22 protein-coding genes are annotated in these 21,947 nt (G+C 71.6%); 10 read left to right on the top strand and 12 right to left on the bottom strand.

Going from position 1 to position 21,947, the window contains the following annotated elements; all coding sequences use genetic code 11:
• Positions 1–19: 19 nt before the first annotated feature.
• Both ychF and ACZ6TI_RS25640 read right to left on the bottom strand, forming a co-directional pair.
• Positions 20–1,105, bottom strand: a complete 1,086-nt coding sequence (ychF, locus tag ACZ6TI_RS25645) for a redox-regulated ATPase YchF (protein WP_465347670.1) — start codon at positions 1,103–1,105, stop codon at positions 20–22.
• Between the two features lie 30 nt (positions 1,106–1,135).
• Positions 1,136–1,909 (bottom strand): alpha/beta fold hydrolase, encoded by a 774-nt coding sequence (locus ACZ6TI_RS25640; protein WP_465347669.1) that lies wholly within the window; start codon positions 1,907–1,909, stop codon positions 1,136–1,138.
• Positions 1,910–1,987: 78 nt separating this feature from the next.
• Here ACZ6TI_RS25640 and ACZ6TI_RS25635 point away from each other — a divergent pair, with 78 nt between their 5' ends.
• From ACZ6TI_RS25635 to ACZ6TI_RS25625, 3 genes are all read left to right on the top strand, one after another.
• Positions 1,988–3,523: a DNA-3-methyladenine glycosylase 2 family protein gene (locus tag ACZ6TI_RS25635; RefSeq protein ID WP_465347668.1), complete on the top strand. Its 1,536-nt coding sequence runs from the start codon at positions 1,988–1,990 to the stop codon at positions 3,521–3,523.
• A gap of 27 nt (positions 3,524–3,550) precedes the next feature.
• A complete protein-coding gene (locus ACZ6TI_RS25630; protein WP_465347667.1) occupies positions 3,551–4,054 on the top strand; it encodes a methylated-DNA--[protein]-cysteine S-methyltransferase in 504 nt (167 codons plus the stop codon).
• Positions 4,055–4,168: 114 nt separating this feature from the next.
• Positions 4,169–4,981, top strand: coding sequence for a hypothetical protein (locus tag ACZ6TI_RS25625; RefSeq protein ID WP_465347666.1), 813 nt, complete (start codon positions 4,169–4,171; stop codon positions 4,979–4,981).
• On the opposite strand, the gene ACZ6TI_RS25620 is transcribed toward ACZ6TI_RS25625, so the two are convergent.
• Positions 4,938–5,612: a GDSL-type esterase/lipase family protein gene (locus ACZ6TI_RS25620; RefSeq protein ID WP_465347665.1), complete on the bottom strand. Its 675-nt coding sequence runs from the start codon at positions 5,610–5,612 to the stop codon at positions 4,938–4,940. The genes ACZ6TI_RS25625 and ACZ6TI_RS25620 overlap by 44 nt on opposite strands.
• 376 nt (positions 5,613–5,988) lie before the next feature.
• Here ACZ6TI_RS25620 and valS point away from each other — a divergent pair, with 376 nt between their 5' ends.
• A complete protein-coding gene (gene valS, locus ACZ6TI_RS25615) occupies positions 5,989–8,523 on the top strand; it encodes a valine--tRNA ligase (protein ID WP_465347664.1) in 2,535 nt (844 codons plus the stop codon).
• Between the two features lie 23 nt (positions 8,524–8,546).
• Positions 8,547–9,089, top strand: a complete 543-nt coding sequence (locus ACZ6TI_RS25610) for a hypothetical protein (RefSeq protein WP_465347663.1) — start codon at positions 8,547–8,549, stop codon at positions 9,087–9,089.
• On the opposite strand, the gene ACZ6TI_RS25605 is transcribed toward ACZ6TI_RS25610, so the two are convergent.
• The gene (locus ACZ6TI_RS25605; RefSeq protein ID WP_465347662.1) at positions 9,086–9,805 is read right to left on the bottom strand and encodes a hypothetical protein; all 720 of its coding nucleotides are present in this window, start codon (positions 9,803–9,805) and stop codon (positions 9,086–9,088) included. The genes ACZ6TI_RS25610 and ACZ6TI_RS25605 overlap by 4 nt on opposite strands.
• Before the next feature lie 54 nt (positions 9,806–9,859).
• Here ACZ6TI_RS25605 and ACZ6TI_RS25600 point away from each other — a divergent pair, with 54 nt between their 5' ends.
• Both ACZ6TI_RS25600 and ACZ6TI_RS25595 read left to right on the top strand, forming a co-directional pair.
• A complete protein-coding gene (locus ACZ6TI_RS25600) occupies positions 9,860–11,002 on the top strand; it encodes a DNA recombination protein RmuC (RefSeq protein WP_465347661.1) in 1,143 nt (380 codons plus the stop codon).
• 69 nt (positions 11,003–11,071) lie between these two features.
• A complete protein-coding gene (locus ACZ6TI_RS25595) occupies positions 11,072–12,238 on the top strand; it encodes a glycosyltransferase (RefSeq protein ID WP_465347660.1) in 1,167 nt (388 codons plus the stop codon).
• Here ACZ6TI_RS25595 and ACZ6TI_RS25590 read toward each other — a convergent pair.
• Genes ACZ6TI_RS25590 through ACZ6TI_RS25580 form a run of 3 tightly spaced genes read right to left on the bottom strand, consistent with a single transcriptional unit; the run spans position 12,228 to position 14,445 of the window.
• Positions 12,228–13,199 (bottom strand): 4-hydroxy-3-methylbut-2-enyl diphosphate reductase, encoded by a 972-nt coding sequence (locus ACZ6TI_RS25590; protein ID WP_465347659.1) that lies wholly within the window; start codon positions 13,197–13,199, stop codon positions 12,228–12,230. The genes ACZ6TI_RS25595 and ACZ6TI_RS25590 overlap by 11 nt on opposite strands.
• A gap of 39 nt (positions 13,200–13,238) precedes the next feature.
• Positions 13,239–13,871, bottom strand: a complete 633-nt coding sequence (locus ACZ6TI_RS25585; RefSeq protein WP_465347658.1) for a hypothetical protein — start codon at positions 13,869–13,871, stop codon at positions 13,239–13,241.
• A 46-nt stretch (positions 13,872–13,917) separates the two neighbouring features.
• Positions 13,918–14,445 (bottom strand): hypothetical protein, encoded by a 528-nt coding sequence (locus ACZ6TI_RS25580; protein WP_465347657.1) that lies wholly within the window; start codon positions 14,443–14,445, stop codon positions 13,918–13,920.
• A gap of 52 nt (positions 14,446–14,497) precedes the next feature.
• Between ACZ6TI_RS25580 and xseA the strand changes: the two genes are divergently transcribed.
• Positions 14,498–15,736 (top strand): exodeoxyribonuclease VII large subunit, encoded by a 1,239-nt coding sequence (gene xseA / locus ACZ6TI_RS25575; protein WP_465347656.1) that lies wholly within the window; start codon positions 14,498–14,500, stop codon positions 15,734–15,736.
• Entirely contained in the window at positions 15,733–15,939 is a 207-nt protein-coding gene (locus ACZ6TI_RS25570; RefSeq protein WP_465347655.1) for an exodeoxyribonuclease VII small subunit, read from the top strand. The genes xseA and ACZ6TI_RS25570 overlap by 4 nt, the downstream gene beginning before the upstream one ends.
• 3 nt (positions 15,940–15,942) lie before the next feature.
• On the opposite strand, the gene ACZ6TI_RS25565 is transcribed toward ACZ6TI_RS25570, so the two are convergent.
• Positions 15,943–16,554, bottom strand: coding sequence for a DUF4245 domain-containing protein (locus tag ACZ6TI_RS25565; protein WP_465347654.1), 612 nt, complete (start codon positions 16,552–16,554; stop codon positions 15,943–15,945).
• Between the two features lie 100 nt (positions 16,555–16,654).
• Between ACZ6TI_RS25565 and glpX the strand changes: the two genes are divergently transcribed.
• Positions 16,655–17,707: a class II fructose-bisphosphatase gene (glpX, locus tag ACZ6TI_RS25560; RefSeq protein WP_465347653.1), complete on the top strand. Its 1,053-nt coding sequence runs from the start codon at positions 16,655–16,657 to the stop codon at positions 17,705–17,707.
• A gap of 291 nt (positions 17,708–17,998) precedes the next feature.
• On the opposite strand, the gene ACZ6TI_RS25555 is transcribed toward glpX, so the two are convergent.
• From ACZ6TI_RS25555 to ACZ6TI_RS25540, 4 genes are all read right to left on the bottom strand, one after another.
• On the bottom strand, positions 17,999–19,558 hold the full coding sequence (locus tag ACZ6TI_RS25555; protein WP_465347652.1) for a hypothetical protein: 1,560 nt from the start codon (positions 19,556–19,558) through the stop codon (positions 17,999–18,001).
• Between the two features lie 73 nt (positions 19,559–19,631).
• Positions 19,632–20,303: a rhomboid family intramembrane serine protease gene (locus ACZ6TI_RS25550; RefSeq protein WP_465347651.1), complete on the bottom strand. Its 672-nt coding sequence runs from the start codon at positions 20,301–20,303 to the stop codon at positions 19,632–19,634.
• A 52-nt stretch (positions 20,304–20,355) separates the two neighbouring features.
• Entirely contained in the window at positions 20,356–21,120 is a 765-nt protein-coding gene (locus ACZ6TI_RS25545) for a S1 family peptidase (RefSeq protein ID WP_465347650.1), read from the bottom strand.
• Between the two features lie 77 nt (positions 21,121–21,197).
• Positions 21,198–21,914: an aggregation-promoting factor C-terminal-like domain-containing protein gene (locus ACZ6TI_RS25540; protein WP_465347649.1), complete on the bottom strand. Its 717-nt coding sequence runs from the start codon at positions 21,912–21,914 to the stop codon at positions 21,198–21,200.
• Positions 21,915–21,947 lie beyond the last annotated feature (33 nt).

Raw genomic sequence — 21,947 nt, 5'->3', positions numbered from 1 at the left:
AGGTTGAACCGGAACATCACTACACGTTGAAGCGGAACTCGACGACGTCGCCGTCCTTCATCGGGTAGTCCTTGCCCTCCATGCGGACCTTGCCGGCGGCCTTGGCCGCTGCCATGGAGCCGGCCGCCATCAGGTCGTCGTAGCTGACGATCTCGGCCTTGATGAAGCCGCGCTGGAAGTCGGTGTGGATCACGCCCGCCGCCTCTGGCGCCGTCGCGTCCTTCGGGATCACCCAGGCCCGCGACTCCTTCGGACCCGCCGTCAGGTACGTCTGCAGCCCCAGCGTCTCGAAGCCCACCCGGATCAGCTGGTTCAGCCCCGGCTCGGTCTGGCCGGTCGACTCGAGCAGCTCCTGCGCCTCGTCGGCGGGCAGGTCGATCAGCTCCGACTCGATCTTCGCGTCCATGAACACCGCGTCGGCCGGCGCCACCAGGGCGCGCAGCTCGTCCAGGAACGCGGCGTTGTTCAGCTCCGCCTCGTCGACGTTGAACACGTACAGGAAAGGCTTGGTGGTGAGCAGGTGCAGCTCGCTCAGCAGGCCCACGTCGATGCCGGCGCCGGCGGCGCCCTGATGCAGCGTGACACCGTCGTTGAGCAGCTTGAACGCGGCCTCGGCGGCGGCCACCGTCGCGGCCTTGTCCTTCTTGAGCTTGGCTTCCTTCTGCAGCCGGGGCAGCGCCTTCTCCACGGTCTGCAGGTCGGCCAGGATCAGCTCGGTGTTGATCGTCTCGATGTCGTCGGCGGGCGAGACCTTGCCGTCCACATGCAGCACGTTCGGATCGGAGAACGCGCGCACCACCTGGCAGATCGCCGAGGCGTCCCGGATGTTCGCCAGGAACGCGTTGCCTCGGCCCTGCCCCTTGGACGCGCCGCGGACCAGGCCGGCGATGTCGACGAACGACACCGGCGCGGGGATCGTCTTCTCGCTGGAGAACATCTCCGCCAGCTTCGTCAGACGCTCGTCGGGCAGCCCGACCACGCCGACGTTGGGCTCGATGGTCGCGAACGGGTAGTTCGCGGCGAGCACGTCGTTCTTGGTCAGGGCGTTGAAGAGGGTGCTCTTGCCGACGTTGGGCAGGCCGACGATGCCGATGGTGAGACTCACGTCGAGTAAGTCTACGTGGCGGCGTGCCGGCTATGCGTCGCGCAGGGAGCCCAGCGCGATGAACCGCTCCGGTTCCGGATCGGCGAGGAAGTCGAGGATCATCCGGGTCACCACGCGCGGTCGCTGCAACGGCGCGCCGTGGCCGGTGCCGGGCACGACGGCGAACTGCCCGCGCGGCAGCGCCGCCACCAGCCGCCGGTTCCAGTCGATCTTGACGCCGTCGTCGTCGCCCTGCATGACCAGCACCGGCGACCGGATCGTGGCGAGCTGCTCGATCGGCATCTCGAGCGGGTTGCGCCACATCGTGACGATCTTCTCGAACACCACGTCGAAGTGCTCGGGCCCGTCCGGCGACGTCTTCCCAAATGCCTCCCGGAAGTAGCCGGCCAGCTCGGGATCGTGCGGCAGCGCGCGCTCCGCCTCGGTCTCGGCGGCGACCGCGAGCGGCTGGCCGATCCAGACCGAGCTGCGCACCACCTCGGGCATGTGCAGCGCCAGGTAGGCCGCGACATATGCCCCGTCGCTCCAGCCCACCACGTGCGCCGGGCCCTGGGCGAGCGTGGTGATCAGCGCCGCGGTCTCCTCGGCCATGACCTGTGTCGTATATGGCCCCGGCACATCCGGCGACCGCCCGTGGCCGCGGCGCTCGGGCACGAACACGTGGTAGTCCTCGGCCAGCCCCGGCACCTGGCCACCCCAGTCGTGTGCCCCGCCGAAGCCGCCGTGCAGCAGGAAGACCGGCTCCCCGCTGCCGTGCTCCTCGACATAGACCCGCTGCCCGGGAAGATCGACGTAGCCACCCATGCGCACAGTTCTACCACCCGACGCCCATGTCCGAATCCCGCCAGCGGCTGGCCCTCTCAAAGGCGCAGACTCGGTGTCATGGAGTTGGACTTCGATCGGTGCTACCGGGCCGTGGACAGCCGTGACCAGCGGTTCGACGGCTGGTTCTACACCTGCGTCCGGACCACCGGCATCTACTGCCGCCCGTCCTGCCCGGCCGTCACGCCGAAGCGGGAGAACGTCGAGTTCCACCCCAGCGCGGCCGCGGCGCAACGAGCCGGCTTCCGGGCCTGCCGCCGCTGCCGGCCGGACGCCGCGCCCGGGTCGCCGGAGTGGGACGTGCGAGCCGACCTGGTGGGCCGCGCGATGCGGCTGATCGGCGACGGCGTGGTCGACCGTGAGGGCGTGCCCGGGCTGGCGAGCCGGCTCGGATACACCGAACGGCACCTGCACCGCATGCTCTCCGCCGAGCTGGGCGCCGGACCGCTGGCACTCGCCCGCGCGCAGCGAGCGCAGACCGCCCGGATCCTGATCGAGACCACCGACCTCGGGCTCGCGGAGATCGCGTTCGCGGCGGGTTTCGGCAGCGTGCGGCAATTCAACGACACCATTCTCGACGTGTACGCCCGCCCGCCCGGCCAGCTCCGCGAACGCCGGCCCAAGGCGACCACTGAAGCCGGCACGATCACGCTGCGACTCGCCTTCCGTGCGCCCCTGCACGCTCCGGCGCTGCTCGAATTCCTGGCCATGCGCGCGTTGCCGGGTGTGGAAGAGGTGTCGGCCGATACGTACCGAAGGGGTCTGCGCCTGCCGCACGGGAGCGCGACCGTGACGCTGCGGCCGGACCGGCGCTGGGTCTCCGCCTCGCTGCGGCTGACCGACGTGCGTGATCTGGCGCCCGCCGTGGCCCGCTGCCGGCGGCTCTTCGACCTGGACGCGGACCCGATCGCCGTCGACGGCACGCTGGGCGAAGACCCCGCGCTGAGCGCGTTGGTCGAAGCCGAGCCCGGGGTACGGGTGCCACGCGCGGTCGACGGCTTCGAGATGGCGTTGCGCGCGATCGTGGGCCAGCAGGTGAGCGTGGCGTCGGCGCGGACCACGTTGACCCGCCTGATCGCACTCACTTCGCCGGCGACCGATTCTGCGCCCTTCGGGCCCTCCCCCTCCCCCACCGCCACCTCACTGTCGCCGGGCTCGCCGCTGACCGGATTTCCCGATGCGGCGGCCATCGCCGCCCTCCCGGACGACGCCTTCCGCATGCCGGCCGCCCGCCGCGCCACCATCCGCGCGCTCGCCGACGCGGTCGCCGACGGCAAGCTCGACCTGGAACCGGGCGCCGACCGCGACGAATCGGTGGCCCGCCTCCAGGAACTGCCCGGCATCGGCGCCTGGACCGCCGGTTACATCGCGATGCGCGCGATCGGCGACCCCGACGTCTTCCTGCCCACCGACCTGGCTGTCCGGCGGGGCGCGAAGGCGCTCGGTCTGCCCGAGTCGCCCGCCGCCCTCCAGCGCCATGCCGAACGCTGGCGGCCCTGGCGAGCTTACGCACTGATCCGGATCTGGCGCGGTTATCCACAGCAGACGGTTGTCCACAGCCCGTCCACCGCCGGCCGCCCGGACAAGGCACCCTGACTTCCACTCGCGACGAAGGAGAACACGATGTTGAGCTATGCGACGATGGCCACCCCCGCCGGCGCGTTCACCACGATGGTCGACGATGACGGCGCGGTCCTCGCCTCCGGTTTCACCACCGAGGCCGCCGAGCTGATCGCGCTGATCCACCCGTCGTTGATCGACGACGCGCGGCCGATGCCGGACGTGGGCGACGTGACCCGGGCGGTGATGTCCTATCTGGATGGTGATCTCGCGGCGATCGACCGGGTGCCGGTGCGGCAGCGCAGCGGCGGCGACTTCATCGGGCACGCCTGGCAGGTCATGCGCGACCTCAAGCCGGGTTCGCCGGTGACCTACACGGGCTTCGCCGAGCTGGCCGGCCGCCCGATCGCGGTGCGCGCCGCGGCCATGGCGTGCGCGCGCAACGCGGCGGCCCTGTTCGTGCCGTGTCACCGGGTGTTGCGGCTGGACGGGTCGCTCGGCGGCTACCGCTGGGGTCTGCCGGTGAAACGCTGGCTCTTGGACTTCGAAGGGAGCGACGGCGAGTGAGAGCACCCGAAGAGAGCGACGCCGAGTGAGCACTCGAAGAGAGCGACGGCGGGTGAGCACTCGAAGAGAGCGACGGCGAGTGAGCACTTGCGCGCGGCGATCACGATCTGAGGTGTGAGAGGTCTCCTGCTGATCGTGATCGCCGGCGTTGTGATCGCGGGCGGCATCCGCCTGGCCCGCCTCCGGGGCGATCCGCACGCCCGCGCGCTGAGCCTGGCGGTGGGTGGCGAGACCGTCTATGTCGCGGTGATGCTGGGCTTCCTGGCCTATCACGCGGACTGGTTGCCGTGGCTGCGGGTGATCGCGTTCGGCGGGATGATCGCGATCGGCGCGCTGCTGCTGCGGGTCGTGCTCATCGCCACGTCGATGGGCACGCCGGACGCCGGGCGGCGGCTGCGGCCGTCGAAGGGTCTCGCGGCCTGCTATGTCGCCGGGCTCACCCTGATCATCGTGCTGCCGGTGGTGCTGGCCGAGCCGGCGCCGCCGCCACCGACCTCGGTGGAGGCGGCGGCGACGACGTTCGGCGGGCAGATCAACGCTGTGCTGCGCGAGGCCGAGACCTCGCTGGTGGTGAAGGATGGCGAGCCGTTGCCGGCGGACGCGCGGGTGGACCGCGGCGAGGCGGTGCCGGTGGAGCAGTACCGGGTCGACGAGCGACGGTTGTCGCTGGTCGTGGCCCACCACCCGCAGTGTGTGCCGCGCGCCGTGGTGCTGACGCATAACGGGGAGCGCGCGGCGGTGGTCGTGGTGGCGGCCCCGGCGCCCAATGCCGACAAGCTGTTCTCCGAGCCGCCGGCGCAGGCTGCCGGGCGGTGCATGCCGGACGGGCCGTTCACCTGGCGCACCGTGGTGAACGTGCGAGTCACCAGCGCAGTCACCGGCGTCACGGATGCGGGCGCGGGCGGGCCTGCGACGCCAGTGCTTTGAGCACCGGCGCGAGGCGCTGGCCCAGCACGCGGTAGCCCTCGGCGGACGGGTGCAGGCCGTCGTGCAGCAGGTGGGCGTCCGCGTGGCCGAGGATCGACGGCCCGTCGACGAGGTGCAGGTCGGGGTCTCCCCGGCGTTGGCGGGTGGTGGTCGCGGCGACCACCTCGTCCCGGATCTCGGCGAGCGTGAGACCGGCCGGGTTCGTGGTGTGCTCGCGGCCCGGGCTGACGACCGGCGAGACGACCACGATCGGCGTCTCCGGGTGACCTTCGCGGATGGTGTGGATCGCGCCGGAGACCTGGCCGGCGAAGGTGCGCCGGTTGAAGCTGCCCTGCCCGTGCACGTTGACACCCAGGCAGAGCGAGATCACCTCGGCCGGGCTGTCGCGGATCGCCCGGATCGCCACCGGGTCGAGGTGGCACTGCCCGCCGAAGCCGAGGCACCGCAGCTGCCAGCCGTTGGCCCGGGCGACCAGCGCCGGCCACGTCTCGGTGGGGCCGGCGGCGGCGCTGCACTGGGTGATCGAGCTGCCATAGGTGATCCACCGCGGGCCGGTGGCCGGCGGGGCCGCGGTGACCGGCGCGTCCAGCCGCAGCGGTCCGAATCTGGCACGCCGAGTTGTGGCAGCCACACCTCGACCAGCGCGTCCCGCCCGGGCAGCGGGACTCTGCCGTCCAGGCCGCGATAGGCGAGTTCGCCGTCCACCAGCACGTCCAGCGGCGCCCGCACCGGATCGCACTCCAAATCGATCTCCAGCCGGGTCGCGGCGGTGCGGAACGCCACGTGCACACCGGCCGGCATGCGCGCGGTGCGGACCAGGTCGGGCGCGTGCGCGGTGGCGAGGTCGTCCGGCGGCAGCCGCCAGGCCGTCCAGCGGTCGCCGTCCCGGACCAGTTCGGCCGCACCGGTCCAGCGGAGCGCCGGATGATCAGGTTCCACGCTCAAGGACATGACAGGACCCTAAATCTCCTGGTACGCCCGGCGCCCACGGCCATACCCTGAGGCCCATGACGGAAGAGCCCGCACGCGGTCGGATGCCGGACCGCCCCACGCTCGATGGACTCGAGGATCGCTGGGGCGCGCACTGGGAGGAAACCGGCACGTTCCGGTTCGACCGGGTAGGCACGACGCGGTCGCAGGTGTTCTCGATCGACACCCCGCCACCGACCGTCTCCGGCGAGCTGCACATGGGCCACGTCTTCTCCTTCACGCACACCGACCTGATCGCCCGGTTCCAGCGGATGCGCGGCAAGACGGTCTTCTATCCGATGGGCTGGGACGACAACGGCCTGCCCACCGAGCGCCGGGTGCAGAACGTCTACGGCGTGCGGTGCGATCCGGCTCTGCCCTTCGACCCGTCCTTCGAGCCGCCGGCCAAGCCGGCGAAGCCTCCCATCGCCATCTCCCGGCGCAATTTCGTCGAGTTGTGCGGGCGGATGACGGTCGAGGACGAGAAGGTCTTCGAGGCGCTCTGGCGGCGGCTCGGGCTGTCCGTCGACTGGGGACAGACCTACACGACGATCGGCCGCCGGGCGCAGGCCGTGTCGCAGCGCATGTTCCTGGACAACCTGGCGCGCGGGGAGGCGTATACGGCCGAGGCGCCGACGCTGTGGGACGTCGGGTTCCGCACCGCGGTGGCGCAGGCCGAGTTGGAGGATCGCGAGCGGCCCGGCGCCTATCACCGGCTGCGCTTCCACGGCCCGGCCGGACCGGTCGAGGTGGACACCACCCGGCCGGAGCTGCTGCCGGCCTGCGTCGCGCTGGTCCACCATCCCTCCGACGAGCGATTCGCCGGGCTGACCTCGGTCCGCACCCCATTCTTCGACGTCGAGGTGCCGGTCCGCGCGCATCCGATGGCCGAGCCGGACAAGGGCACCGGCATCGCCATGGTCTGCACCTTCGGCGACCTGACCGACGTCGTCTGGTGGCGCGACCTCGGCCTGCCGGCCCGCGTGGTCATCGGCCGGGACGGGCGCTTCCTGCCGGACCGGCCCGACGGGGTCGCGGAGGCGGCCTATCAGCCGTTCGCCGGGCTGACCGTCAACGCCGCGCGCCGGGAGATCGTGCGGATCCTCACCGAGACCGGCGACCTGCTGGGTGAGCCGCGCCCGATCATGCACCCGGTCAAGTTCTACGAGAACGGCGACTCGCCGCTGGAGATCGTCGCCAGCCGGCAGTGGTTCATCCGCAACGGCGGTCGCGACGACTCGCTGCGGGCGGCCTTCCTGGATCGCGGGCGAGAGCTGCGCTGGATCCCGGACCACATGAAACACCGTTACGAGCACTGGGTGAACGGGCTGACCGGCGACTGGCTGATCAGCCGGCAGCGCTTCTTCGGCGTGCCCATCCCGATCTGGTACCGGCTCGACAACGCTGGCGAGCCGGACCACTCCGAGCTTCTCATGCCGGATCAATCCGCACTGCCGGTCGACCCTTCTTCGGAGTGTCCGCCGGGCTTCGACGAGTCCCGGCGCGATCAGCCGGGCGGCTTCACCGCCGATCCGGACGTGATGGACACCTGGGCCACCTCGTCGCTCACGCCGCAGATCATCGGCGGCTGGGGGTCCGACGACGAGTTGTTCGGCATGGTGTTCCCGATGGATCTGCGCCCGCAGGCGCACGAGATCATCCGCACCTGGTTGTTCGCCACGATCGTCCGGGCGCACCTGGCGCACGATGTGCTGCCGTGGAAGACCGCGGTGCTCTCCGGCTGGATCCTCGACCCGGACCGCAAGAAGATGTCCAAGTCCAAGGGCAACGTGGTCACGCCGATGGACCTGCTGGTGCAAAATGGCTCGGACGCGGTGCGCTACTGGGCGGCGAACGGCCGGCCGGGCACCGATCTGTCCTTCGACCCGGCGCAGATCAAGGTGGGGCGGCGGCTGTCCACCAAGCTGCTGAACGCGTCCCGGTTCGCGCTCGGGCTGGGCGCGGCCGACGCGCTGCGGCAGCCGGTCACCGAGCCGCTGGACCGGGCGATGCTGGCCCGGCTGGCCGCGGTGACCGACACGGCCACCGTGGCGTTCGACGCCTATCAGCACACCGACGCGTTGCAGGCCACCGAGACGTTCTTCTGGACGTTCTGCGACGACTACATCGAGCTGGTCAAGGACCGGGCCTACGCCCAGGGCCCGGCCGGCGACTCGGCCCGGGCCGCGCTGGCCGCCGGGTTGTCCGTGCAGTTGCGGCTGTTCGCGCCGTTTCTGCCGTTCGTGACCGAGGAGGTCTGGTCGTGGTGGCGGTACGGCTCGGTGCACCGTTCGACCTGGCCGACGAAGTATGAGCTCGGCCGGGTCGCGCCGGAGGGCGACGCGACCCTGCTCGACCTGGCCGGCGACGCGCTGCGGCAGGTCCGCCGGGCCAAGTCGGACCGCAAGCTGTCGATGAAGGCGGACGTGCCGCTGGCCGAGGCGCTCGGTCCGGCGGCGCTGCTGGACCGGCTCGGCCTGATCGAGGGCGACCTGAAGGCGGCCGGCCGGATCGCCAAGCTGGACCGGTTGCCGGACCGCACGCCCACGCTGGTGATCGCCTGCGCTTTCTGAGCTTTTCAACCACCATGGGTGGCATGTCTATCCAGCCCGAGGAGGTGGCGGCGCCGGCGGACGACGCGGTGCTGTTCCGGTCGTCGCCGGCCCGCACGTTCCTGGCCATGGTGGGTGTGATCGTGCTGGCCTATGTGATCGTGTCGCCCCTGGTCGGCCTGCTGATCGACACGGACGACACGTGGTGGCTCACGCTGTTGCAGGCGGTCGTGGTCGGGGTGCTGGTGGCGGGCGCGTTCGCCTTCTCCGCGCGCTCGTCGCTGAGCACCTGGGTGCGGGTCTCCGCGGCCGGCCTCGAGCTGGCCGCCCAGGGCAGCGATCCGGTCTGGCTGGCCTGGGCGGACATCGAACACGTCGTGGTGCGCCGGGTAGGCGCCCGCACCCTGCTCGAGGTCACCCCGGTCGACCTCGACCGGGTCCATCCGGTGGAGAACGCCGGGCCGGGTGGGCCGCCGATGGCGGAGACCGATTCGGGTACGGCGTTCAGCGCCGACCTGACCCAGCTGTGGCCGGGCCCCCGGGCGTTGCGGCGGGAGCTGGCCCGCCGCATGCATCCCGAGCTCTAGAAGTCGCCCCCGAAATCGCCGCCGCCGAAGTCGCCGCCATCGAAGCCACCCGCGTCGCTGCCGCCCGCATCGCCGCCGCCCGCGTCCTGGAACCCGTCGCCGTAGCCCATGTCGCCGAAGCCCGGCGAGAGCAGCGCGTCGAAGATCAGCATGCCGCCCAGCACCCCGACGCCGGCGCCCAGCGCGGTGCGCCAGATCGGCTGCGAATACCAGCCGGCCGGCACCGGGCGACCCTGCACCCGCCCGCCCGGGTAGTAGTACGGCGTCTCGGCGCCCGGCTGCGGCCCGGCCTTGTAGTGCTGGCCCTGCACGTCCACCTCGCGCTCGCGGGTGAGCGCCCCGGCGCCCTGCGCGGCGGCGAGCGGCGGCAGATCCGGGCCGGCGTCGAGGCCCATCGCGACGCGGGCGGCGCGCACATAGGACAGGCCCTCCAGCGCGGACTCGCGGGCCAGCTCGAACTGTCGGGGCGTCTTCGCCTGCTGCAACTGGCCGCCGGCCGCGTTGTAGCGCTCGCCCGCGTCGGCCAGCGCCTGCCGGGCGGCGGGGTCGTCGCTGTGCAGGTTCAGCACCTGGCCGCCGAGGCGCTCGTACCACCTCTGGGCCTCGGCTCGGGCGTCGTCGAGGCGGTTCTGCTCCCGCCCGGCCGCGCCACGCCGCCAGACCAACACCAGTCCGATCACGATCAGAAGCACGATGAGCAGCAGAAACACCTTCATGTCTCCAAGGTACCCGCGCGGAAACCGTCGTACCCGTCTGGCACAGTGCGTTACGTGACATTCTCGACGCTGGCTGTGGTGGTGATCTGCCTGGCGGTGGGCGCGGTGCTGGGCTGGTTGGCCGCCCGGCTGCGGGCCGCGGCCGACATCGCCCGGCTGGAGGCGACGCTGCAGGCCGGCAAGGACGGCGAGGCACGGCTCGAGCAGTCGATGCGGGCTTTGTCTTATGAGGCGACCGCGCAGTCGCAGGAGGCGGTGTCCCGGGCGGTGGCGCCGCTGCACGACGCCCTGCGGCACTACGAGCAGCGCATCGGTGAGCTCGAGCACGAGCGCGTGGATGCCTATGCGGAGTTGCGCGAGCAGGTGCGGGCGATGGGCGCGGTCTCCGGCGAGCTGCGCACCGAGACCCGCCAGCTGGTGGCCGCGCTGCGGGCGCCGCAGGTGCGCGGGCGCTGGGGCGAGCATCAGCTGCGCCGCATCGTGGAGGCGGCCGGGCTGCTCGACCATTGCGACTTCGCCGAGCAGGTCACCGCGGCGACCGACGAGCAGGGGGTGCGCCCCGACCTGGTGGTCCGCCTGCACGGCGGCCGGGTGCTGGTGGTCGATGCCAAGGCGCCGTTCGATGCCTATCTGTCGGCGATGGAGTCCCGCGACGAGAAGTCCCGCGACGGCCACCTCGACCAGCACGCCCGCCACCTGCGCATGCACGTCGACCAGCTGGCGGCGAAGGCATATTGGACCGCGTTCGAGTCCACTCCCGACTTCGTGGTGCTGTTCGTGCCGGCCGATCCCTTCCTGGACGCGGCGCTGCAGCGGGACCCGACGCTGATGGAGCACGCGTTCCGGCGCAACGTGGTGCTCGCCACCCCGGCCACGCTGGTGGCGCTGCTGCGCACGGTGGCCTATTCGTGGCGGCAGGAGGCGCTGGCGCGTAATGCGGTGGCGGTGCACGGGCTGGCCCGCGAGCTCTACGGCCGGCTGTCCACTCTGGGCGATCACGTCGGCAAGCTCGGTGCGGCGCTCGGCGGGGCGGTGACGGCATACAACAAGGCGGTCGGATCCCTCGAGTCCCGCGTGCTGGTGAGCGCCCGCAAGCTCGCCGAGATGGGCGTGTCCGACCGCGATCTCGAGACCCCGGCGCAGGTGGAGATCACCCCGCGCCAGCCGCAGGCTCCCGAGCTGGTCGACCAGCCGTGACGGCCGACACCTGAAGGCCCGGCGCGCGAGCTCAGCGCCGACACAGAAACCCTGTGATAGAACGCCGACATGCGCATCCTCTTCGTCTCTGTCCCGCTGCAGGGACACCTCCTCCCGCTGGTCCCGCTGGCGCGGGCATGCCGGGAGGCGGGGCACGAGGTGCACGTGGCGAGCGGCGGCTTTCCGGTCGACACGGCCGGTCTGACGACGCATGACGTCGGCCGCGGGTTCAGCCTGCCGCGCAGCGCGATGCGGGTCGCGCTGGGCCGCCCGGCGATCGCGTGGGCGGAGATGCACGGGCGCGCCGGGCTGGGCATGGTCGGCGAGCTGTTCGGCCGGGCCAACCTGGCGATGGTCGAGGCGCTGACCGCGGTGGCCGGCGAGATCCGCCCGGACCTGATCGTCTACGAGTCGCTGAGCGAGGCCGGGGCGGTGCTGGCCGGCCGGATCGACGTGCCGTCGGTGCTGCAGGAAAACACGCTGTGGTCCGCGGCCGACCTCTTCACCGCGGTGACCACGAGCTCGGCGATGCGGGCGCGCACCATCCCGGCGCCGGAGCTGATCATCACGGCGACGCCGCCGAGCCTGGCTGCCCTGCGCCCGGATCCGTCCGCCGCCGGCCGCCGGGGCCCGTCGCAGCCGCCGCGCCCGGGCGCTGGCGCCCTCGCGAACGCGGTGGTGCGGCCGATGCGGGCGGTGCCGTTCTCCGGCGGCGGCGAGGTGCCGAGCTGGCTGCTCGCCGCGGGCGAGAGGCCGCGGGTGCTGGTGAGCCGCAGCACGATCAAGGGTCCGAACGACGGCGACCCCGGGCCGGCCGTGGTGGCCGCGGCGGCCTCGGTGGACGCCGAGTTCGTGCTGGTGCGGCCCGCCACGTCCGGCCGCGAGCTGCCACCCAACGTGCGCGCCGTCGATCGGATCCCGCTGGATCAGGCGCTTCCGTTCGCGGCGGCGTTCGTGCACCACAGCGGCGCGGGCAGCGTGCTGGGCGGGCTCGCCGCGGGCGTACCCCAATTGGTCGCCCCCGGAGCCGGCGACCGCAGGCACAACGCCGAGCTGCTCGCCCAGCGTGGCGCGGGCCTGGCCGTCGAGGCCAGGGCCATCACCGCGGCCGACCTCACCCGGCTGCTCACCGACGCGGCCCTGCGCGCCGCCGCCGGCGAGGTCAAAGCCGAGATCGCCGCGATGCCGCCGCCCGAGGCACTGGTCGGCGAGCTGGAGAAGCTGGTCAGCGGTTAGCGGCCGCGGCGGCCTTCATGTCGCGGCGCAGCTCCTGCGGCAGCGAGAAGGTGAGCCGCTCCTCGGCTGTCGTGTATTCCGTCACCTCGCCGAAGCCGCGCTCGGCCAGGTGGGCGAGCACCTCCATGACCAGGTCCTCGGGGACGCTGGCGCCGGAGCTCACGCCGACCGTCGTCGCGCCCTCGAGCCATTCGTCCTGAATCTCGGACGCGAAGTCCACCAGGTGACCGGCCCGCGCGCCGGCGTCGAGCGCGACCTCGACCAGGCGCACCGAGTTGGACGAGTTCGTCGAGCCGACCACGATCACCACGTCGCAGTCCGGCGCGATCTCCTTGACCACGTGCTGGCGATTTTGCGTGGCATAACAGATGTCGTCGCTGGGCGGGGACATCAGCAGCGGCAGCTTGGTCTTCAGCCGCGCGACCGTCTCCATCGTCTCGTCGACCGACAGCGTGGTCTGCGACAACCACACCACCTTGGCGGGGTCGCGCACGGTCACCTGGTCGACGCCGTCCGGGCCGTCGACGAGCTGGATGTGCGCGGGCGCCTCGCCGGCCGTGCCGACGACCTCTTCGTGCCCCTCGTGCCCGATGAGCAGGATGTCGTAGTCGTCGGCCGCATACCTTTTCGCCTCGTGATGCACCTTCGTCACCAGCGGGCAGGTCGCGTCGATCGCCTTGAGATTGCGCGCCCTGGCCTGCTCGTGCACCTCGGGCGCCACCCCGTGCGCGGAGAACACCACGGTCGAGCCCTCGGGCACCTCTTCGTTCTCCTCGACGAAGATCGCCCCGGCCGCCTCGAGCGTGCTCACCACATGCTTGTTGTGCACGATCTGCTTGCGCACATAAACCGGGGCGCCATAGAGCTTCAGCGCCTCCTCGACCGTCTGCACGGCCCGGTCGACGCCGGCGCAATAGCCCCGGGGCTTGGCCAGCAACACGCGCTTACGAGATTCGCTCACCCGGCCATGGTACGCAGGTCCCGCCGGTCGAGCCCGCCCTCAGGCGCCGTCCCTGACCTGCGGTTGCTCCTGCTCAGCCACGGCACGCCGCTCAGCGTGAGTTGCGCCACCGGCAAGTGCGGCCGGAGCGTCGACGGGAGGCCGCGGGCCGGCCGCGCGGCGCATCAGGGCGACGACCACGAGCAGGAGCAGGCCCGCGTACCCCCAGAAGAGCAGGTCGGCCAGCAGGTGCTGGCTGTCGACATGCCAGCGCGCGGCCGCACCGGCGCCGTCGTCGCGGGCCACGAAAGTGAACGGCCAGCCGTGCCGCACGTCGAAGGCCGGCATGCAGCAGACCGTGTTGTTCACCGGATAACCGCTGATCAGCAGGCCGCCGACCGCCACCAGGCCGCCGACGGCATAGCCCGGCACGCCCGGGCCGCGGCCCAGCCAGGAGACCGCGAGCAGCACCAGACCGCCGACGAAGAGCATCGAGTGGAACAGGACGTACGCCATGTCCGGCTCGCCGGTCGTGCGATCCACCTCGACCAGCAGGTTCAGCACGCCGATCACCACGCAGAACCAGCCGACGATCAGCCGCAGGGCGGTGAAGAAGGAACCCCAGAGGCCGGGCGCCTCCTCGTCGAACTCGTCGTCGTCCTCGTCCACCTCGGCGTTTCCCACGCTGCTCACGGCCCGAGTATCCCGCCGGGAACCCGCCGTATGGGGCGAAACGGACTTACCGCCGCCGGCGCAGCCCGGTGATCAGAGCAACGACCACGATTCCGGCGTACGCCCACACCAGCACGTTCACCAGCAGCGTCGAAACGTCCCAGTGCCAAGCGGCGGCGTCGGCCAGCCGCTGGGCGGTCGCCGGGTCGTCGGCCACCCCACCACGGCTGAGCCACTGGAACGGGAAGCCACGCTGCTCGACGGCGGCATACATGCAACACACCTCGGCGGTGCCGGACAGCAGCCCGGCGGCGCTCCCGGCCAGCCCGACGACCACGGCGGTGAGCCAGGTGAGCTTGACCGGCAGGCTGATCCGATGCGGCATGAGCAGGATCAACCCGCCGGCCGCCAGCACCACCCCGACGCCGAGGTCGACCACCGGCTGCGGCCCGTGCAGGTTGAGCAACATCCAGGTCAGGCCGCCGACCAGGCTGAACGCGCCCAGCACCCCGGCCCAGAACCGACCGGCCCGGCGCTCGTCGACCGCGGGTTCGGGCTCCGCCAGGTCCTGATCTTCGTCCGCCGCGTCAGCCATCGAACGAGTATGCCGCAGCCGCTCTGTCACACCACTTCCGTACGCTGTCGTGGTGACCCAGCCGGACGCCAAACCCCCCGAGCCGCGGAGCTCCGCCGACGAGCCGTGGCCGGTGCGCGTGGTGAGTCAGAAGCTCGGCGCCTGGGTGGCCAAGCTCGGCTGGGTCTGGGTCGACGGCCAGGTCGCCCAGATCAGCCGCCGTCCCGGGTCGACGGTGGTGTTCCTGACGCTGCGTGATCCGTCCGCCGACCTCAGCCTCACCGTGACCGCGCATCGCGACGTGCTCGACACCGGCGCGCCCGAGCTGTCCGAGGGCGCCCGCGTCACGCTGCACGCCAAGCCGGAGTTCTATCCGGCCCGCGGCACGCTCAGCCTGCGCGCCGACGAGATCCGCCAGGTCGGGCTCGGCGAGCTGCTGGCCCGGCTGGAAAAGCTGAAAAAGCTGCTCGGCGCCGAGGGCCTGTTCGCCCGCGAGCGCAAGCGCCGGCTGCCGTTCCTGCCGCAGCGCATCGGCCTGATCACCGGCCGCGCCTCGGCCGCCGAGCGCGACGTGCTGATGAACACGCGCCGGCGCTGGCCGGCCGTCGACTTCCGGGTGATCAACGTGCCGGTCCAGGGCCCGACCGCGGTGCCGCAGATCATCGACGCGCTCAAGGTGCTCGACAACGACGACACGATCGACGTCATCGTGGTGGCCCGCGGCGGCGGCAGCGTCGAGGACCTGCTGCCGTTCTCCGACGAGGCGCTCTGCCGGGCGGTGTTCGCGGCGCGCACCCCGGTGGTCAGCGCGATCGGCCACGAGACCGACGCGCCGCTGATCGATTATGTGGCCGACGCCCGCGCCTCCACCCCCACCGACGCGGCCAAGCGCATCGTCCCCGACCTGGCCGAGGAGCTGCAGCTGATCGAGTCGGCCCGCCGCCGCCTCGACCGCGCGGTGCGCACCCTGCTCGACCGCGAGCGGCACCGCCTCGAGTCGTGGCGCTCACGGCCGTCGCTGGCCCGGCCCGAGCTGCTGATCGACCAGCGCGCCACCGACGTGACCGCGCTGCGCGACCGCGCCGTCCGCAGCCTCGAGCACCGCCTCCGCCGCGCCGACGACGACCTGGGCCACACCGTCGCCCGGCTGCGCGCGCTGTCGCCGAAATCCACCCTCCAGCGGGGTTATGCGATCGTGCAGCGCGCCGACGGCCACGTGGTCCGCGCGGCCGACGAGGTCAAGACCGACGACCGACTACGGGTTCGCCTCTCCGAGGGCGAGTTGCAAGTGACGGTGGGAGAGCACGAGTGACCGACGACAAGCAGTTGAGTTACGAGCAGGCCCGCACCGAGCTGGCCGGCGTCGTCGAGCGGCTGGAGACCGGCGGCAGCTCCCTCGAGGAGTCCCTGGCCCTCTGGGAGCGCGGCGAAAAGCTGGCCGACGTCTGCGAGCGCTGGCTCGAAGGCGCCCGGGCCCGCATCGACGCGGCCCGCGCGGCCCGGGCCGAGGAATAGACCTCAGGAGAGCGCGGCGGCGAGCGCCCGCAGGTTCTTCTCGTCGGTGTTGCCGACCACGATGATCGTGCGGGTCTGGTCGGTCAGCACCAGCGCGGTCTCGTTGGGCCGCGTCAGATAGCTGCGCCACGCCACCTCGCCGTCCCGGAAGGTGCCGCGGGGGGTGGCGTCCTTGCCCAGCTCGACCGGGAGCAGCTGGTCGGCCGGCACGTTGCTCTCCACCACGAGCGCGGCGTCGTCGTCCGGCGCCACATAACCCAGCCGCAGCGACGCGCCCTCCGGCGCCCGGCGGAACGTGGCGGACGTGACGTGCCAGTCGTCGCCGAGGCCGGCCGGCACCGCCACCGGGAAGACCGCGGCCGTCTGTGCCTCCCGGATGGTGTCCGCCGGATCGACGGTGACCGGCGCGTCGCCGCTGAGCACCACCCGATAAAAGGTCAGCAGCAGCGCGATCGGAATCAGCAGGATCGCCAGCGACATCACCATGTCCCGCGGCGAGCGGCCCTCGCGCCGCCCGAGGCGCACCGGCTTGGCCGCCGCCTCGGCATCACTCTGCTCGCCCTCGACCACCACGGGGGCGGGCTCGGCAGGGACTGGCCTGGCTTCGGGTTCCACGTCAACCATTGTTAACCATGTCGCGCGCACGGGACTTTGCGGCTCGGATCGTGTGAGGATCGGGACATCCACACCCGCAGAGTCGCGAGGAGGCCTTCTCATGCCCGGTGCCCGCGTACCGCAGGATCTCGACCGCAACATCGCCCTCGATCTGGTTCGCGTGACCGAGGCCGCGGCCATGGCCGCGGGCCGCTGGGTCGGCCGCGGTGACAAGGAGGGCGGGGACGGCGCCGCGGTCGACGCGATGCGCAAGCTGATCAACTCGATCCAGATGCGCGGCGTGGTGGTGATCGGCGAGGGCGAGAAGGACAACGCGCCGATGCTGTTCAACGGCGAGGAGGTCGGCGACGGCACCGGGCCGGAGGTGGACGTCGCGGTCGACCCGGTGGACGGCACCACGCTGATGAGCAAGGGCATGCCGGGCGCGGTCGCGGTGCTGGCGGTGGCCGAGCGGGGCGCGATGTTCGACCCGAGCGCCGTCTTCTACATGGAGAAGATCGCCGTCGGCCCGGACTGCGCGGACGTCGTCGACATCAACGCGGGCGCGACCGAAAATCTGCGCCGGATCGCCAAGGCCAAGAAGTCGAACATCTCCGACGTCACCGTCTGCATCCTCGACCGGCCCCGGCACGCCGCGCTGGTCAAGGAGGTGCGCGACGCGGGCGCGAACATCCGCTTCATCTCCGACGGCGACATCGCCGGGGCCATCTCCGCGGCCCGGGGCGAGTCGGACGTGGACGTGCTGATGGGCATCGGCGGCACTCCGGAGGGCATCACCGCGGCCTGCGCGCTCAAATGCCTGGGCGGCATGATCCAGGCGAAGCTGTGGCCGCTGGACGACTCCGAGCGCGAGAAGGCGATCGCCGGCGGCCACGACCTCGACCGCGTGCTGACCACCGACGACCTGGTCACCGGCGACAACTGCTTCTTCGTGGCCACCGGCGTAACCTCGGGCGACCTGCTCAAGGGCGTGCGCTACCGAGCCGGCGGCGCACACACCCAGTCGATCGTGATGCGCTCCAAGAGCGGCACCATCCGGGTCATCGACTCCTGGCACCGCCTCGAGAAGCTCGCCCTCTACTCCGCCGTCGACTTCGACGGCCACCTCCCCACGGTCTCCGCCACCCCACTCACCGAACCCGAAATCCCCTGACGTCGCCATTTGCTCCAGAATGCGGGCCCTCCGCTAACCCAAGATCCATGACTTTGCCCAGGTCCGTCGGCGTGCAGACCGTCGCTCCCGCGGAGGTCGGTTCGCTGACGCTCGGCCTCCATCTGCGTGCGTGGTCACCCTCCGCGCTGCGCGCAACCCCTCAGGGCTGACGCCCGCGAGGCCGCGGGCACCCCAGCCGGCAGAAGCGCGCCCGCCCGAACCCACAGTGGTAGCCCAGCCGTGCATCCGGGCAGCGGATGCACGCGCGGGCTACCACTTTTCGGGGATTCCTCAGGAGCGCCACTCCGCGTAGGGCATTGGGGAAGTCGTGGCGCTTGAATCGTGGGGGTGGATTTGGCGGGCGGAGATGGCGGCGATCGCCAGCCCGGCCAGGCACGCCACCGCGGTCGCGGTGAGCCGGGCCCAGGGCGGGAGCGGGAGGAGCCAGGGGACGCCGCCGACGGCGCCGGTCAGCATGCCGGTCGTCCAGAGGCGCAGGGCCCAGGACAGGCGGTCCGGGCCCTTGGCGACGACGCCGACCGTGCCGCCGATCGCGACGGCCAGCGCGCAGACCACCACGACCAGCGGGCTCAGCAGCAGGAACGGATAGAAGATGAAGGTGTCCGGGGCCAGGGCCCGGAAGTCCAGCAGTAGCAGCAGCGCCGAGCCGGCGAGCAGCAGCGGCGGCGCCAGCCACCACGCGCTGATGCGGTTGTTGCCGCGGGTGGCCGCCATCGCCGCGCCGGACGACAGCACCAGACCGATCAGCAGGCTGACCACGATCGCCACCGCGCCGGCGAAGAACGCGCGGTCCTCGCCGCGGGTCTCGCCGATGGCCGGCACGGTCGTGCCGTCCGGCGGGAAACCGATCCGCGTCCACCCACCCGCGGCGTCACGCATCGCGAAACCGTCCCGCCGGTTCGCCGTCAGCACGACGTGGCCGCCGCCGGGCAGGTCGTGCACGGCGACCGCCACGCTCACCAGGTCGGCGTCCACATCGTCCAGTCCGTAGTAGTGCCGGGCCAGCTTGCGGCGGTCGTCCTCGGCGACCCGCCAGTCGGACGCCCAGGTGGCGCCGCCGTCCGCGCTGCGCTCCACCCCGAGCGCGCCCGGCACGACGCGATAGCAGGCCTTCGGGTCGGAAACCGAGCACGACTTCGAGACCGGTTCGGCCCGCGGCGGCGCAGGAGGCGCGGAAACCGAGGGCGACGGCGCCGGGCTGCCGTAGACCGGCGCGGACGGATCGATCGGGCGCTCCGCATCGGCCCCGCGGACCCAGGTCGCGCCGTCGTCGACGCTGGTCACCCAGTACTCGTTGTAGGACTGGTAGACCAGGTAGATCGTGGACGGCGTGGACACCACCCTGGTCGCCATGGTCGGTTCTGCCGGCGCGCTGGTCGCGGCCACGCCGAGCAGCGCCATCGGGAGCAGCACCCCCATGCGCAGCGCGCGCACCCACCGGGAGGCGACCGGCCGGGCCGCCGCCGACCGGCACGCCCACCACGCCACGGCGAGGAACGGCAACGCGATGAGGTCGGTCAGGTCGGCGCGGATCACCGACGGCCCGTTCACCAGGCTCCAGGCCGCGGACGCCTGCTCCGCCGCGTACCCGGAGGATTTGACCAGGGTGAAGCCCACCGCGATGGACCACAACGCGGCGGCGGGCCGCCGCACGACGAGGGCGAGCAGCGGTGGCGCCAGCACCAGGCCGGCCGCGTCGCTGAGCTTCCCGGTGACGAAGCCCGGGTGCAGGTCTTTGAGGATGTGGTCGTTGACCACCAGGATCAGCAGTGCGATGACGGTCGCTGGATGGCCGAGCCACGCGATCGCGGTCTTCCCCCGTGTATTCACTCCGATCACGATCCGTGGCACGGGTCACACCACGATCGCGAGGAAGTCTCGGATGGCCGCCCAGCGGTGGAACTCAGGCGCCGTAGAGCGGCGGGCCACCGCCCAGCAGCGGCTGCGTCTCGGTGCGGGGCTTCCGGCGGCGGAACAGGATCGCGGCGATGGCGCCGGCGAGCAGGCCGAGCAGGTGGCCCTGCCAGGAGATCGGCTGGTCGGTCGGCACGATGTTGTAGAGCTGGTACCAGTAGAGGAGGCCGATGAACGCGGCCACGCCCAGGTTCCACCAGCTGCGCTCGACGAAGCCGCGGGCCACCAGCAGGCCGAGATAGCCGAAGATCACGCCGCTGGCGCCGACCACGACGCTGTTCGGGTTGCCGATGAACCAGACGCCCAGCCCGCTGATCAGCATGATCAGGGCGGTCGACCAGATGAACCGCTTGGCGCCGCCGGCCAGCGCGAACGTGCCGACCAGGATGAGCGGCACCGCGTTGCCATAGAGGTGGTCCCACCCGGCGTGCAGGAACGGGCTGAACAGCACCCCGTCGAGCCCCTCGACGTGGTGCGGGATGATGCCGCCGGCCAGGTCGAGCCGGCCGCGCGCGCCGATGTCGAGCACCTCGATCAGGAACAGCACCGGGATGACCGCGCACATCGTCACGAAGGCCCGGCCCAGTGACGCATAGAACGGAACGGTGCCGAACCTGGTCACCGCCACGTCGTCCGCAGAGCGGTCCCACCCGATAGCCATGAATCCCATGGTGGCAGGCGCACGCACGTCAGGCCACCGGGGAACCTGGCAGTCAGCTGAGCTTGCCGGTGGCCGCCTTGATCGCCTTGCGGAAGGTGCCCACCTGTGTGTAGACGCCGGGGTAGCCGTCCCGGGCGCAGCCGAGCCCCCAGCTCACGATGCCGACCTGCACCCACGACCCGCCGCTGCGGGCCACCATCGGCCCGCCGGAGTCGCCCTGGCAGGTGTCGACGCCGGTGCGCCCGGCGCAGAGCGACTCGTCGGCGACGAGCTTCACCCCCACCTTCTTGTACGCCTTGGCACAAACCGCATCCGGCACCGCGGGCACCGTCGCATAGCGGAGCTTGCGCTGCTGGTCCTCGGCGGTCTCGCTGGTCTGCCCCCAGCCCAGCACGGTGAACGTGCCCTTGGCGGGGTTGCCGCCGGTGAGGTCGAGGGTGGGCAGGTCGAGCGCGCGGTCCAATTTGATCAGCGCCCAGTCGTCGCCGCGGGTCTCCTTGACGAAGCCGGCGGCCCGGATCACCGACACCGAGCGGGCGGTCACCGCATGGGACGACTTGAGATCCGTCACACCCGCGACGACCTTGATGCCGGTCTCCGGTCCGGAGCCACGCACGCAGTGCCCGGCGGTGAGCACCACCCGCGGGGCCGTCAGCGCGCCGCCACAGCCCATCGAGAGCCGCACCATCCAGGGGAACCTCCCGTCCGGCGCGAGCTCGCCACCGACCACGTCACGGGCGGGGGCGACGGCCCCGGCCGGCGCGGCGCCGATCAGCGTCAGAACGAGGACAAGGATGGAAACGGCTTTCCGGACCATGCGGACATTTGATCACTACCACACGAAAAGAGACGGGTACGCGCCGGAGCGCGTGCCCGTCTCTTCCGACGTTCCGGCTAGTACCAGCCCACACTCTGCGAATGCGACCAGGCCTTGCACGGCGAGCCGTAGCGGCCCTCGATGTAGCCGAGACCCCACTTGATCTGGGTCGCCGGGTTGGTCTTCCAGTCACTCGCGACCGAGGCCATCTTCTTGCCCGGCAGCGCCTGGGGGATGCCGTAGGCGCCGGAACTGGTGTTCGCCGCCTTGGTCCGCCAGTTGCTCTCCTTGTTCCACAGCTTGTTCAAGCAGGGGAATTGGTCGATCTTGAAGCCGGCGTCGAGCATCAGCGCGCAGCCGGTCTCCCGGTTGCCGGTGAACTCGTTGCAGGAGGCCGGGATCGGACCGGTGAACGGCACTTCCGCGCCACTCGAACCGGAGGTCGACGACTCCTTGGCCTGCTGCTCCTTGGCCTTCTTGTCGGCGACCTTCTTGGCGATCGCCTTCTTCTCCAGCGCGCGCGCCCGGCCGGCGGCGGCCTTGGCCTCGGCGGCAGCCTTGGCGGCCGCGTCGTCCTCGGCCTGACGCTGCCACGCGCGGGCGGCGGCGTGCTGGCTTTGACGTTCCTTCAGCAGCTGCATCTCGTCCGAGTCCGCCTGGACGACGAGTTGCGTTTCGGCACTCCGCTGCTGGACTGCCCGGCCTTGTCCGAGGTAGACCCCGCCGACGATGCCCAGAACGAGCAATCCGACCGAGGTGGCGCGAACTCCGACCCGGCTCCAGAGCCGATTCACGAAGCGTTCCCTTCGTTGGGGGCAATGACGCGA

It is taken from the genome of Actinoplanes sp. NPDC051388, from assembly GCF_055586225.1.
This window is presented reverse-complemented; position numbering and strand designations above follow the sequence as displayed.

What these genes read in the sequence shown, in the direction of transcription:
- ACZ6TI_RS25580 (WP_465347657.1), bottom strand. Translation starts at nt 14,445, where the DNA reads ATGGCTGACGCGGCGGACGAAGATCAGGACCTGGCGGAGCCCGAACCC.
- ACZ6TI_RS25635 (WP_465347668.1), top strand. Translation starts at nt 1,988, where the DNA reads ATGGAGTTGGACTTCGATCGGTGCTACCGGGCCGTGGACAGCCGTGAC.
- ACZ6TI_RS25640 (WP_465347669.1), bottom strand. Translation starts at nt 1,909, where the DNA reads ATGGGTGGCTACGTCGATCTTCCCGGGCAGCGGGTCTATGTCGAGGAG.
- ACZ6TI_RS25605 (WP_465347662.1), bottom strand. Translation starts at nt 9,805, where the DNA reads ATGAAGGTGTTTCTGCTGCTCATCGTGCTTCTGATCGTGATCGGACTG.
- ACZ6TI_RS25610 (WP_465347663.1), top strand. Translation starts at nt 8,547, where the DNA reads ATGTCTATCCAGCCCGAGGAGGTGGCGGCGCCGGCGGACGACGCGGTG.
- ACZ6TI_RS25545 (WP_465347650.1), bottom strand. Translation starts at nt 21,120, where the DNA reads ATGGTCCGGAAAGCCGTTTCCATCCTTGTCCTCGTTCTGACGCTGATC.
- valS (WP_465347664.1), top strand. Translation starts at nt 5,989, where the DNA reads ATGACGGAAGAGCCCGCACGCGGTCGGATGCCGGACCGCCCCACGCTC.
- glpX (WP_465347653.1), top strand. Translation starts at nt 16,655, where the DNA reads ATGCCCGGTGCCCGCGTACCGCAGGATCTCGACCGCAACATCGCCCTC.
- ACZ6TI_RS25630 (WP_465347667.1), top strand. Translation starts at nt 3,551, where the DNA reads ATGTTGAGCTATGCGACGATGGCCACCCCCGCCGGCGCGTTCACCACG.
- ACZ6TI_RS25595 (WP_465347660.1), top strand. Translation starts at nt 11,072, where the DNA reads ATGCGCATCCTCTTCGTCTCTGTCCCGCTGCAGGGACACCTCCTCCCG.
- ACZ6TI_RS25550 (WP_465347651.1), bottom strand. Translation starts at nt 20,303, where the DNA reads ATGGCTATCGGGTGGGACCGCTCTGCGGACGACGTGGCGGTGACCAGG.